At 48.9% G+C, this 12,943-nt stretch carries 13 protein-coding genes; 6 read left to right on the top strand and 7 right to left on the bottom strand.

The genetic code is table 11. The features are described from left to right. Position 1: 1 nt before the first annotated feature. Both WLO31_RS08415 and WLO31_RS08410 read right to left on the bottom strand, forming a co-directional pair. Positions 2 to 1,594 carry an MFS transporter gene (locus WLO31_RS08415; RefSeq protein WP_435930001.1) on the bottom strand — a complete coding sequence of 531 codons (1,593 nt, stop codon included), beginning with the start codon at positions 1,592 to 1,594 and terminating at the stop codon, positions 2 to 4. 81 nt (positions 1,595 to 1,675) lie between these two features. Further along, positions 1,676 to 2,767: an alcohol dehydrogenase catalytic domain-containing protein gene (locus WLO31_RS08410; RefSeq protein ID WP_435930000.1), complete on the bottom strand. Its 1,092-nt coding sequence runs from the start codon at positions 2,765 to 2,767 to the stop codon at positions 1,676 to 1,678. Between the two features lie 269 nt (positions 2,768 to 3,036). On the opposite strand from WLO31_RS08410, the gene WLO31_RS08405 reads away from it, so the two are divergent. Beyond that, the gene (locus WLO31_RS08405) at positions 3,037 to 3,429 is read left to right on the top strand and encodes a hypothetical protein (protein ID WP_435929999.1); all 393 of its coding nucleotides are present in this window, start codon (positions 3,037 to 3,039) and stop codon (positions 3,427 to 3,429) included. Here the strand turns inward: WLO31_RS08405 and WLO31_RS08400 are convergent. Next, positions 3,401 to 4,393, bottom strand: a complete 993-nt coding sequence (locus WLO31_RS08400; protein ID WP_435929998.1) for a LacI family DNA-binding transcriptional regulator — start codon at positions 4,391 to 4,393, stop codon at positions 3,401 to 3,403. The genes WLO31_RS08405 and WLO31_RS08400 overlap by 29 nt on opposite strands. Positions 4,394 to 4,853: 460 nt before the next feature. Here WLO31_RS08400 and aztA point away from each other — a divergent pair, with 460 nt between their 5' ends. The 5 genes from aztA to WLO31_RS08375 all read left to right on the top strand — a co-directional run bounded on the left by aztA (position 4,854) and on the right by WLO31_RS08375 (position 9,537). Further along, a complete protein-coding gene (aztA, locus tag WLO31_RS08395; RefSeq protein ID WP_435929997.1) occupies positions 4,854 to 5,588 on the top strand; it encodes a zinc ABC transporter ATP-binding protein AztA in 735 nt (244 codons plus the stop codon). Next, positions 5,588 to 6,451 (top strand): zinc ABC transporter permease AztB, encoded by an 864-nt coding sequence (gene aztB / locus WLO31_RS08390; protein WP_435930559.1) that lies wholly within the window; start codon positions 5,588 to 5,590, stop codon positions 6,449 to 6,451. The genes aztA and aztB overlap by 1 nt, the downstream gene beginning before the upstream one ends. A 69-nt stretch (positions 6,452 to 6,520) precedes the next feature. Then, positions 6,521 to 7,435 (top strand): zinc ABC transporter substrate-binding protein AztC, encoded by a 915-nt coding sequence (aztC, locus tag WLO31_RS08385; protein ID WP_435930558.1) that lies wholly within the window; start codon positions 6,521 to 6,523, stop codon positions 7,433 to 7,435. Between the two features lie 37 nt (positions 7,436 to 7,472). Next, positions 7,473 to 8,714 (top strand): zinc metallochaperone AztD, encoded by a 1,242-nt coding sequence (aztD, locus tag WLO31_RS08380; protein ID WP_435929996.1) that lies wholly within the window; start codon positions 7,473 to 7,475, stop codon positions 8,712 to 8,714. A 106-nt stretch (positions 8,715 to 8,820) separates the two neighbouring features. Then, positions 8,821 to 9,537, top strand: coding sequence for an oligogalacturonate-specific porin KdgM family protein (locus WLO31_RS08375; RefSeq protein WP_435929995.1), 717 nt, complete (start codon positions 8,821 to 8,823; stop codon positions 9,535 to 9,537). 96 nt (positions 9,538 to 9,633) lie between these two features. On the opposite strand, the gene WLO31_RS08370 is transcribed toward WLO31_RS08375, so the two are convergent. The 4 genes from WLO31_RS08370 to WLO31_RS08355 all read right to left on the bottom strand — a co-directional run bounded on the left by WLO31_RS08370 (position 9,634) and on the right by WLO31_RS08355 (position 12,921). Further along, complete coding sequence (locus tag WLO31_RS08370) at positions 9,634 to 9,876, bottom strand: hypothetical protein (protein ID WP_435929994.1); 243 nt, start codon at positions 9,874 to 9,876, stop codon at positions 9,634 to 9,636. A 224-nt stretch (positions 9,877 to 10,100) separates the two neighbouring features. Then, a complete protein-coding gene (locus tag WLO31_RS08365; protein WP_435929993.1) occupies positions 10,101 to 10,925 on the bottom strand; it encodes a M14 family metallopeptidase in 825 nt (274 codons plus the stop codon). Between the two features lie 41 nt (positions 10,926 to 10,966). Further along, the gene (locus WLO31_RS08360) at positions 10,967 to 11,965 is read right to left on the bottom strand and encodes a FecCD family ABC transporter permease (RefSeq protein ID WP_435929992.1); all 999 of its coding nucleotides are present in this window, start codon (positions 11,963 to 11,965) and stop codon (positions 10,967 to 10,969) included. Further along, complete coding sequence (locus WLO31_RS08355; protein ID WP_435929991.1) at positions 11,965 to 12,921, bottom strand: ABC transporter substrate-binding protein; 957 nt, start codon at positions 12,919 to 12,921, stop codon at positions 11,965 to 11,967. The genes WLO31_RS08360 and WLO31_RS08355 overlap by 1 nt, the downstream gene beginning before the upstream one ends. Between the last annotated feature and the right edge of the window lie 22 nt (positions 12,922 to 12,943).

The following is a 12,943-nucleotide window of genomic DNA, read 5'->3' as shown; positions in this document are numbered from 1 at the left end:
GTTATCCTGCATATTTATCGTTTTCAGAAGAAGTGTAAGAAGTAGAAGAAGTGTCTGCCTTTACAGGCGGCGCTTTATGGCGATTGAGATAGCCAATATTGTTATTACCCCAAAGGGATTCGTATCGCAGACCTGTCAGCGTTTCAACCGTTGCCCGAACGTCAGGCGACACGCTTTCAGGTAGTGGGCGAGATGCGCTGCGCATACGCTGATTTTCTTGTTGCAGTACCTGATGAGTTCTTAGATTAAGCTTGAATTTCAGGGAAATAATAAAGCCTGTCGCCAGTACGCCTGCGATGCCGAAACAGAGGATATACAGAATAGTATGGCTTACCTGAAGGGGCTGGACGCTCTGTCCTGACACGAAGCCGGACATCTGCATAATGATCCCCACCAGCATGATAGCCCCCGCCTGGGAAGCCTTACGCGTCATCGTCATCATCCCGGCAAAAATCCCTTCGCGTCGCTGGGCTGTTATCGCCTCGTCCACATCCGAAATGTAGGTGTAAATGTTCCATGGAATATAATTAATCCCGCCACGGCCAAGCCCCGCAACGGCAGAAATGAAGAGTAGCAGCGTATAGATATCGCTTAATCCGAGATAATAGACCAGGGCAAACGAAACGGAGGCAAAACCAAACAGCATCACAACGACACGGTAGGAAGGCGCCGGCCCGAAACGAATGCACAGCGGTATCATGCCGACAACCGCGACAAACTGCAGAATTGCCATCACCCCCATTAAGTTTGACGCTGTCTGTGCCGTTTGCATCAGAACGAAAACCACGTAATAGGTAAATACGGCATTGAAGATATCCTGCGCGATGTAGCCGCCCAGATATAAACCCAGATGCTGGCGGAAAATTTTTATGCGGAAGGTGGAGAGCAATTCAATTCTTAACCGTCTGAGCCGTTGCCCCAGCGTCAGCGTTTCGTCGCTTTGCCCGGCGAGTTTGGTATCTGAGTTCAGCGCCACAGGGCGTTCCCAGGTAAAGTAATACACAAGCGTCAGTACCAGCGCGCATATAACGGCCAGCACGAGGCTCGTATAGAAAAACGCCTGTGGATTGTCTTTACCAAAACGCGAGAGAAAAAATCCTGGCAGGAAGGCGGCAAGGATCGCCGAAAGCTGTCCCATGGCGATACGCGCACCGGAGAACTTCGACTTATGTTTAAAGTCATCGGTCATCTCCGGCACCAGCGTTTCATAAGGTACCAGTATCATGGTGTAGACAATGTCAAACAGCAGATAGGTCAGCAGGTAATACCAGAAATTCATGCCCCCGACCCACATGGCGGCATAGCTAAATATGCAGGGGATACCCAGCAGAATAAAGAATTTGCGCCGACCAAAACGTTTGCCAAACCATGTGTTGCCGAAGTTATCGCTTAGATAACCCATCATCGGGCTGACAACGGCATCAAGCACGCGCGCGCTTGCAAAGATTAATGTCGCCTCGACGGGCGTAAGTCCGCAGAAGGTGGTGTAGAAGTAAAGCAGCCAGGCGGAGGTCAGGACAGCGGTGCCTGCTCCGAGGAAATCGCCCGAACCGTAGGCCAGATAATGGTAGTACCCTATCTTGCGTTGTTTCATTGTTATTATGCTCCGAAGCGGAAATGACGGAGAGAGCACTGACATATGGCGTATCAGCGCCCGGCTCGGATTTACAATGGTTTATTCTGCGTGGGGCACCAGCAGTACTTTGATGGCTTCGGCCGTGCCAAAGGTGTCAAACGCCAGTTTCCAGCTTTCCAGCGGAAATTTATGCGTTACGATCCCTTCCGCCGTCATAAGCTTGCGGTTGAAGAAATCGATAACCGTTTCATAACAGCCCGGACTTAAGTGCGCGCCACGGATATCGAGCTCTTTCCTGTCGCCGATGATTGACCAGTCCACGGAAGTCTCCCGGCTGAATACGCTAAACTCTACAAAACGTCCCAGCTTGCGGATCATCTGCAGCCCCTGATTCACGGCCGCTGGGTTGCCCGAAGCTTCGATATAGACATCGCAGCCATAGCCGTTTGTCATCGCTTTCACCTGCGCGACCACATCTTCCTCAAGCGGGTTGAACACTTCATCCGCGCCGAGCTGTTTCGCCAGCGACAGGCGATAGGGCATGGTGTCGATAACGATCAGTTTTTTCGGGGTTTTGAGTTTAATGGCCTGCACCATGCCCAGCCCCAGGGTCCCGGCACCAGCCAGCACAACAACATCGTTAAACTGGATATCGCCACGATTAACCGCATGCACCGAGCAGGAAAAAGGCTCAATCAATGCGCACTCTTCCGGCGACAGCGTTGGGGGGATTTTGTGTACCCGGCTGGTGGGTTTAAAAAGCATATAATCCGCCATGCCGCCATCAGCATCCTGTGCCTGGAAACCATAAATATCATGTTTCTCGCACATCCAGTATTTCCCGTTGCGGCAGTAATAACACTTCTCACATGGCACGATCTGCTCGGCGATAACGCGATCGCCTGTCGCCACGCCAAAGTGTTCAAGCGCGCCGGGACCAGCCGCCACTACTTCGCCAAAGAATTCATGGCCGGAAACAACCGGCGTTTTCACATAGCGGGGAAAAGTTTCATTCCCCCAGAACATCGGCGCACCGTGATAACAGTGCACGTCTGACGCACAAATACCGCAGGCACCGATCTTCACCAGCAGTTCCTTTTCTCCTGGCTGCGGCTGTGCGGCTTCTTCAAGGCGATAATCTTCTGGCCCGTGATTAACCAGACGTTTAATTTTTAGCGGCAGGTTTGCCATGACGCGATCTCCGTTCATCAATAGGTTTACAAACACTAAAATGTTTTCGTGAACATTACTAATGACCTCAGATGAATATGTGATCTGCCTAACAATCCTGATGTTTAGGGTAATTCATAGCCAGAAACTTAAAAAAATCATTACTTATCTTATCGTATGCATACGCGACGCTCGGCAAAAACCGCTTTTCTATGTTTACGTAAACATTAACCGGTGGCTCGTGCAAACGAACTTTTAAGCTCCCTCCAATTTCAGGAAAACACGATGAGATGAGCTGGTTTGGCTGCGTGGGTTGTGGCGTTGGCTGTCTGCTGTTTTATTATCTGCCAGTACTTTTCGGTGCGCACTTCGACATCGCAGTAACCTGCTCTCTCGTGCCGGGTTTGTTTATATCTTTATTCGCGTCAGTAACCGCGCTGCTTCCCGCACAGGCATCCGCTCATAAAGGCGTATCGAATTCGATTTATAACCTGGCGGCGGGCATGAGCAATTTCGTTGCGCGGGCCATCGCGACGTGGGTATTACAGGGCTTTGGTGTGAAAGGTATTGTAATTATCTGGCGCGCTCTATTTTTCGCCGCGCTCGTCATCTTTATTATTGGCGGCAAAGAAACGGAACCGCTGAGCGAACAAATTAATAGTGGTTTTTCAGAAAGCCGTTAATTTCTGTGCGCTGCTGCCACGGACGATTTTCAATAGCAGAAATCAGGTTCTCCGCTACTATGGTCGCCCATTGCTTGTAATCGTGCACCACGCAGGGATAAAACAGGCCGTAATCTTCCGCATTGGGAATATCATCAATCGACAAAAAATTGACCTGCTGCAGCGACCAGCGTGTTGCGATATTTCTGGCAGCAAGTGAAATCGCGCCGTTAATACCGACAATGGCATCATAGTTAATTGAACCGGCAGAAAAATGGTTGGCGATGATCTCTTTGGCGCGTTCATAGCGGTAATCAGCATATAAAATAGTTACCTGTATCTCAGGAGGGAGTTTATCGCAGATGCTGCCGATCCGATCGCGGGTAATGCGGGAATTTTCGCTGCCGCCTACGATCAGAATATTACGGTAATGCTTTTTGCAGATCACCGAAGCAATCAGCTCTCCAGCGCGTTGATCGTTGACGTAAACGGCGGGCAGGCTAGTATCATACTGCCGGTCAAGCTGAATCAGTTTGGTGGCGGAATTTTCCAGAATCTTCAAATGGCTGCTGTCATATTCTTCCGAATCATCGATCACAGATAGCACCACGCCCGCAGCTTTATACCCCACCAGGGTATTAATCGACTTAGCTTCGGAATGACGATCGCCATTGGTGGTAAAAATCATCACCGCATAGCCTTTTGCCTCAGCGTGTTTGCATAATTCCTGAATTACCCAGGCATAGCTCTGGTTAAAGGTATCGTCGGTGACGATGCCAATAATTTGACTTTGGGTATTTTTAATATTTTGCGCAAAGGCGTTCGGCACATATTCCAGTTGGTTGACGATGCGCAGAATTTTTTCGCGAGTTTGCGGCTTAACCTTTTCAGGATCGGTAAAGGTGCGGGAAACGGTAATACTGCTGACGCCCGCAAGTCGTGCGATATCGGTTATCGTTGGGGCTTTCGATGAAGTCTGTTTCATACGTCTGTATTGTCTGCCAGCAAAGAGAAAGGTCATGATTATATCATTTTATTTGTCGGCTGCCGTGACGGAACATGATACAGCGTGAAGGTATCGGGCGCGGTTGCAGCTGGTGTCTGGCAAAAATAGTCCCGATAAGAGTAAAGGTTTTGGCAGGCAGAGGATATGCCGATCAAATCCCGCCAGGTACCCCTCGGGGCGCTAATTCACATTCACAGGGATACAACTTATCTGCTTACTCCTTTCCACTAAACGCAAAAGGTCCCGTCTCTCCGGCATAAGCGGATGCTAACCTCACTCCTGCATTATAAATAAATATCTTATTGATTTATAAATAAAAAAACAGGTTCATTTTACTTATGTTCACGCCTGCCCTGCTCCAGAAATAGATCAATCGTTTACATCCATGTTGTTATGTTATAACGTTACATAAAGTAAATATTTATGTGGAATTATTGTCATGTACGACGTCTCTGCGCTGTTTACAAATCTGACGCTGGGTTATGAGGGCGCTCCTGCGATACAAAATATTAACGGGACAGTACAGAGAGGTTCTCTTACTGCGCTGATTGGCCCAAACGGTTCGGGTAAGTCCACGTTGCTGAAGGGCATAGCGGGAATTTTACGTCCCATGAGCGGCTCATGCTCCGTAGCGCCTGAAGCGCGCCTGGCTTACCTGCCACAGATATCAGAGCTGGATCGCACTTTCCCCGCCAGCGTTAAAGATTTAGTCGCGCTTGGTTTGTGGCCGCAACGAGGGTTGCTTCAGCGCCATCGGGCAGAAGATCGTAAACGTCTCGCTGACGCGCTGGACGCTGTAGGGATATCGGGGTTTGAAAACAGGTCGCTCAGCGCATTATCGGGTGGACAACTGCAGCGCGCCCTCTTCGCCCGGGTTATCCTCCAGGACGCAGATATCATTCTTCTTGATGAGCCATTTAATGCCGTTGACGGAACCACCATTCATGTTTTGCTGGATCTGATTAAAAGCTGGCATGCTCAAAATCGTACTGTCTTAGTGGCGATCCATGATATCAGCCTGGTGCGTGACTATTTTCCGGACACCATTTTTATTAATGGTGAGCTGGTGGCGTGGGGAAAAACGCAGGCTGTCTTAAACCATAATGCACTTATGCTAAATCGGGCTATGGATACAGCGGCTGTTCTGTCGATGCAAAAAGGGACAGAACAATGATGAGCTGGTTTCATGAATGGTTTCTGGATCCTTTTATCGGGTTCGGTTTTATGCGCCGGGCGCTTTATGGCTCAACGCTTCTTTGCTTAAGCGCCTGTCCGGTTGGCGTGTTTTTAACGTTGCGTCGCATGAGTCTGGTTGGCGACGCGATGTCGCATGCGATTTTACCGGGAGCGGCATTTGGTTTTCTTCTGTATGGGCTGGACATACTCCCCATGACTATTGGGGGCCTGATCGCAGGTCTGGTGGTAGCCGTTTTTGCCGGCGCGGTTTCCCGTTTAACGATACAAAAAGAAGATGCCTCAATGGCGGCTTTTTATCTGATATCACTGGCGCTCGGCGTACTTATTGTCTCGTTGCGAGGCTCAAGCATAGACCTGATGCATGTCCTTTTTGGTACGGTTCTCGCACTTAATCACGATGCGCTGACGTTGATTGCCTCTGTCGCCATGCTTACGCTGCTGACAATTTTACTCTTCTGGCGCGCCTTAATCGCCGAATGTCTTGACCCGTTATTTCTGCGTTCCGTTTCACGGCTGGGATCGCCGGTGCATTTTATTTTCTTATCGTTAACGGTCTTAAACCTTGTAGCAGGTTTTCAGGCGCTGGGAACACTATTGTCAGTAGGCGTAATGATATTGCCCGCGGTCACGTCCCGTTTCTGGACAAAAAGCGTCGCAGCCATGTGTATCCTTTCCATCTTATCAGGCATGCTTGCCTGTATAAGTGGTTTGTTATTCTCATTCCACTTTTCGCTTCCTTCAGGTCCCGCAATTATATTATCCGCCGGGATGTTTTACCTTGCCTCAGCGACAGCCGTTATGTTGAAGAATACCTATCTGAAAAAATTTATTTCACATTAATTTTATTCCGAAAAAGCTATGGAGAACGCGTCTAATGAAAAGAGAGGTTTTACAACGTTATGTATATTGATGGCTTCACTATTATCTCTGTTCGCCACCTGTCAGGTGAATGCCAAACTCAAGGTTATTAGCAGCTTTTCTATTATTGGCGATATCGCGAATAATATCGGCCAGGATCGCATTGAGCAGCGTATTATTGTCGGCCCCAACGGCGATGCTCACGTCTATGAGCCTTCCCCTGCTGATGCCATCGCCATGTCGAAAGCAGACGTCATCCTGGTGAACGGTTTGCAACTTGAGGGCTTCATCTCGAGGTTAATTGAGGCAAGTGAAACTACTGCGCCGGTTATTGAAACGACTAAGGGAGCGGATATTATTCGCGACCCGGCAGGAGGACATTATCATTTTTATGACGGTAAAGCCGTATTCCATGCTGCCCCCTTCGATCCGCATGCCTGGCAGTCAGTAGCCAACGCCAGAATTTATGTGAAAAATATTGCGGCGGCATTTTGCACGGCGGATAAGGACAGCTGTGAATTCTACCAGAATAACGCCCGCGCCTATAATGATGAACTCACCATGCTGGAAAAGAAACTCATTAGTACTGTTAACGGCATACCACAAGAAAAACGTACTGTTGTCGTCAGCCATAATGCATTCAGGTATTTTGAGAAAGCTTACGGTATTCATTTCCTTTCTCCTCAGGGCGTCTCCACAGAATCAGAAGCTTCAGCGGCGGACGTCGCCGGCATTCTGAAAGAAATAAAGCAAAGCAGAGCTTCCGCAGTATTTTCTGAAAATATTTCCAGTCCACGCCTGGTTGAGCAAATAGCCTCAGAAGCCGGGCTTCGCGTTGCCGGCGTACTTTATTCAGATGCTTTATCCGAGCCTGCAGGGCCCGCCTCCACCTATCTGAAGATGATGGAACATAACGTAAACACAATTGCTGCTGCGGCTGGCAACAGCAGTCAAATGCACCCTTAACATCTACCCATCGAAGGGTATAAATATGGAGATAACCATGAAGAAACTTTTATTGTCTGCTGCCATCCCGACGCTGCTTTTTGGTCTTGCCGGAACGTCCGCACATGCAGATGAAGACGTCACCGCATGGCGCTTATTCGTTGCCGATCATGATAAACCTGTCGTGAATGTTATTGATGCGCTGGATGGGGATAAAATTGCCACCTTTAATGTGAAAGGACCTGCAAATTTATATCGCAGCGAAAGCGGCGCCACCGTCTTTGCCATTCAGGGAAGTGCCGGCGTGGTATCTACGATAGCGTCCGGCATCGCTTTTCATGACCATGGCGATCATGCGGATATCGACGTTGAGGATCCAGGATTGTTGAAGCCTGAATTAACGGGCAAGAAACCCGGCCACTTTGTTGAACGCCAGGGAAAGATTGCCCAGTGGTTTGACGGTGAAGACAGCACGCAAATTTTGAGTGAAAGAGCCGTACTGGAAGGTAAAAAAGAGATTACCAGGGTCAATGTGATTGCGCCGCATCACGGTGTTGCGGTCCCTTATGACAACTATGTAGTCATATCCATACCTAACCCTGACGATGCCTCAAAACGTCCGACTGGCGCTCGCGTCGTGGACCTTGAAGGTAAAAAAGTTGGCGAAGATGCATTATGTCCTGGCCTGCATGGCTCCGCCGGTTCGGGAGATACCTTTGCGCTCTCCTGTGAGACCGGGCTGCTGCTCATTTCGCAAAAAGGTGATACGCCGGTAATCAGACATCTTCCGTACGCAAAATCCTTACCCGAGGGCAGCACCTCGACCCTGATTGGCGGTAAGGGAATGCAATATTTCATCGGTAATTACGGACCGGATCGCATTATCCTGGTCGATCCCACTGAGCCCGATAGCTTCCGCCTGATCCAGCTTCCTACCCGTCGCGTTCATTTTGCCGTTGACCCGGTTCGTTCTAAGTTCGCTTATGTGTTTACAGAAGACGGCAAGCTCAATCAAATCGATGTGCTAAAAGGAGAGATCACACGGTCTGTACGCGTGACCGAGCCTTATTCAATGGATGGTCACTGGAACGATCCGCGTCCTCGCATTGCAGTTGCTGACGATAAAATCTTTGTCACCGATCCGCTGAAAAGCAAAATTATTGTATTAGATGCGGTTTCTTTTAAAAAGACGAGCGACATTAGCGTTGAAGGGCAGCCCTTTAATATTGTCGCTGTAGGCGGCTCAGGAAAAGTGCACGGCGAACACCATGCTCATCACCATGATGAGAAAGCGCATTAATTAGCCTGGAAATTAAAAAACCCGCGCTGCAGCTCTGCTTATTACAGATCTGCAGCCCAAACTTTATTCATTGTTTTTCTTTAAATTATCCTTTGGGAAGATATAAATGGACATTAAGGTTGTTGCGCTTGTTCTGACTTCATTTTTAAGCTCGAATGCGCTGGCGTTTAGCATAGATTATCGTCATGAAATGCAGGACCGCGCTGAAAACAGTCATAAAGACAGACTATTAATTGCGCATCGTTTCAATAACGGTTTCGGCTTGTCTTCTGAGGTAAAATGGAAAACAGGCGACAGCGAGGCTAATACCGGTAAAATTTATCATGAAAATACCAGCGACGGATTTGAAGTCACGCCGAGTTATCTCTATGGTTTTAATAAAACATTCTCCCTGGAAGGTGGCCTTAATTTAGTCTCAGATAGCGGTTACACCAACTACCGTCCGTATATTAAAAGCATCATAAACCTTACAAATAACGTTAACTGGACATTACGCTACCGCCCTTTCCATAAACGTTACAGCTCAAATATTTACACAGAAAAAGAAACCACTGAGCATGGCGTAACTATTACATCGGTGCTGGGCTATCGTTTTCTGGAAAAGTGGGGACTTGACTATGAGCTGGAGTATCATAAAAGCAACTCTGCTTATTACCGCCCCGTCGCTGATAACAAGAGCTACCAGTGGTCACACGATCTGAAACTGGCCTATTCCGTTGATAAAAACTGGAAGCCTTATTTTGCAGTTGGTAACGTAGCAGGCAGCAAATACACCGACGAGCGTCAGACACGTTATCGCGTTGGTGTCACCTATAACTTTTAAGCACCGCAAGTAAGGAGCTGATACTGATGCGATTATTCTGAGCGATAAACGCATCAGTCTTTTCTGCCGGCCACATATCAATTTATAAGCATACGCTCAGACTTTTTGGCTGCGCAGCATTGAACAGAATGGACAATTACAGCCTGCTACCGGCACGGCAGCACATGTTCCCAGGGGGGTTAACCCGTGCTGGCTGTAAAAGCTGCTGATAAGGTCATCTTCCGCCGTTCTCAGCTGCTGATTAGCAACGCCGGAGCCAGCCGTATCTTTTGCCTGAAACGCCAGCGCTTGTGTCGAGGCCATGGTTAGAGACAGAACAATTATCTTGCTGATTTTCATATAAACCTCTTGTCAAATCATCTCGCAAAACGACAGGATGAGGAACAACGCCTGACGGGCAACCCCGCTTCGATGTATAAATCATACGCCTGAGAGTTATGAAATAACATAACACCATCACAGAGAAATGTTATCATTCTATAGTGATGTTCTTCTTCGGCAGGCGTTCTGGCTGACTGTAACCAATGCGTGCGCGGGCTGTAACGGTCAGATATAGCCTGACATCACATACCCGCCCCAATACTGTTACGCTCCAGCACGGATGCGATAAAAGCCCCCATAAGAAAACGATTCGCCTCTACGCGCTCAGCAAAAGGCTGCAAGCCTGGCGTTTCAGTACAGGCCGCGACCTCTGCTCCGGAAGAAAATAACCAGCACTCGAAAGATGAATCTAAATGGTTAAAAATGATCCCATTTTCACATTCACAACCATCAACACGTTCTGTCTCCATAACGGGGAAAAAACGCTCAATTTCATCACGCAATGCGGTACTGAAACGGCCCGGCCGGACTGTTCGTTCAAGAGTATAAAGATAGGCCTGATGGCGCAGAATATCTTCATGGCAACAGAGCACGCCATGGCTGCCTGCTTTTTTTAATAGCTGTCCATATTCAAGAAGCATGGCTCCCTCCACTGAAGGCGCCACTTCGGCCCCGGCGGTGTAACCACGATTGGGATTTTGCCCCAGTTTATTTAAACGGCATCCTGCAGTAAGGCCGCTCATATTAACAAGCGGAAGAAAGCTCACGGCTATATTATCAAATAACTCAGGGGAGCCCTGACGCAGAAAATCCAGCATCCCCCAGCAACCGGCGGTTTCTTCCCCGTGAAAGCCCGCAGCGATTAAAACGCGGGGCGCGCCGGACTCCTGATTGGCAGACTGATACAACGAGATATTGCCTTCGTCGACATGACCCAGCACAATTTCGTAAAGCCCCCACCGTCTGGACTGCTCTCTGAATGCTTTTTCAAAAAAAGCGATATCGTTGCTTTGTGTATTATCCGTGCTCACCGGCCAGGTATACGGAAAGTTGTCACGTTGGGACATGTTGCCTCTGCTTTTATCAGACAGTAAAAGATATGCGTCTTTCAGGTTTTAATGATAAGCGCGATGATAAAAAAGCCGCCTACGCCAGCCGTAATAATGCCCACGGGTAATTCCTGGGGGGCAAGAAGAGTGCGGCTCAGGATATCGCCACCACACAGTAAAACCGCGCCGACAATGGCACAAAGAGGCAATAACCGGGCATGCCTGACGCCCGCCAGGCGCCGGCATACATTAGGCACCATCAGTCCCACAAAGCCTATTACCCCGGTCAATGCTACAAGCAGCGAGGTAGCAAAGGCACAGCAGAAGAAGGTTTCTATTCGCAGCCGGTTTACGTGAATGCCAAGGGACAACGCGGTGCGATCTCCCGCCAGTAACCCATCAAGCGATCGCCAGCGCCAAATAATAAAAGCGGTTAACATCAAAAGACTAAGCAGCGCAAAAAGGAGATTATCCCAGCGGGCCAGACCAAGACCGCCCAATGTCCAGAATACGACTGAGCTTGCCGCGCGCCGATCGCCAGAAAAAATCAGATAGCTGGTAATCGCACCGAACAGAAATGAAATCGCCAGCCCACAAATAATCAACTCTTCAGCGCTGCGCCCTTTTTTAAACTGGAAAAGTAATATCACTGCAAGGGCGGAAATAATCCCGCCCGAAAAGGCAGCAACCGGCAAAGTCAATGTCCCCAGCAGATCCCCAAAGCGGGTGATCACCAGCACGGCACCGGCAGAGGCTCCGGATGACAAACCAAATAGAAAGGGGTCCGCGAGTTCATTGCGGGTCGTGGTTTGCAGCAACGCACCGACAATCGCCAGCCCTGCCCCTGTGAGAAGGGAGAGCAGCATTCTTGGCAATCTGATCTCTAAAATAATGGTTCTGGTCATATCTGAAACCCGGGCCGGGTTAGGCATCAGCGCATCCCAAATCTGCTGAACAGATAATGTAATTGCTCCTTTCGTCAGGCTTATAAATGAAAGCATAACGAGCACGATCACAAATATTCCTGTCGACCAGTAATACTTTACGGATACTGACATCACCGCTTCGCCTGCGGATATAAGGCATGGGCCAGTTTCTCGACGGCGGCAATATTTGCCGGCCCTGGCGTCAGTTCCGCATACTGTAGTTTAAGGTAACGTTGATGTTTAACGGCTGGCGTCATTTTCATCAACGGATGATTTTCCAGAAAATGACGCAGCGCGTCAGCGCCGCTGCCGGTCTGATAATCAAGCAGGATAATAAAATCAGGTTCAGTCGCCGCCACACTTTCCCAGGAAGTGGTTCCCCAACTGGTATCCAGCCCTTCCATCGTGTTTGTGCCACCGGCCGCTTCGATGATTGCCGTCGGCATGGCGTATTTACCGCTGGTAAAAGGTTTATCTTCCCCGGAATCATAAACAAAAACTTTCAGGGGCTTACCGTTAGCCGCAGGCGCAGGCAGCTTTTTCAGCCTCGCTTTCCAGGCATCAACCAGGTTTTGCGCTAAACTGGCTTTTCCAAAAATTTTTCCGAGGGTGAGCATATCGTTATAAAGCAGTTCCATTGTCGCTTTATTTTTTTGCGCTCCTGCAATCACGCAGCTTTCACTTAAAACAAACGTGTTTATCCCGTACTTGCTGAGAGTTTGCGGAGTAACATCGCCCCCGACACGCATACCGTAATTCCAGCCGGCGAAAAAGAAATCGGGTTTAACCGCAAGCAACGTTTCCAGTGCCGGATATTTAGGCGCAAGTTCAGGGATGGCACCCATCTGTTTTTTAAACTCAGGTGTCATTTTGTACCAGCCGCTGATGCCCGTCAGACCGACTATTCTGTCCTGTAAGTTTAGCGCAAAGGCCATCTCTGACATATTCAGATCGTTAATCACCGCTCGCGCTGGTGGCGCAGCGAACGTTACGGATTTCCCGCAACTTTTAATTGTAACGGGAAAATCAGCCGCGTAGCCCAGCGTTGAAAATAACAGCGCTATTATCCCTGTAAGGATTTTTTTCATAAGTCGATCCCGGTGATGATTA

Source organism: Dryocola sharpae (assembly GCF_051307055.1).
Classification (GTDB): Bacteria; Pseudomonadota; Gammaproteobacteria; order Enterobacterales; family Enterobacteriaceae; genus Dryocola.
The sequence above is the reverse complement of the archived record's forward strand: the minus strand, read 5'-3'. Positions and strand labels throughout refer to the sequence as shown.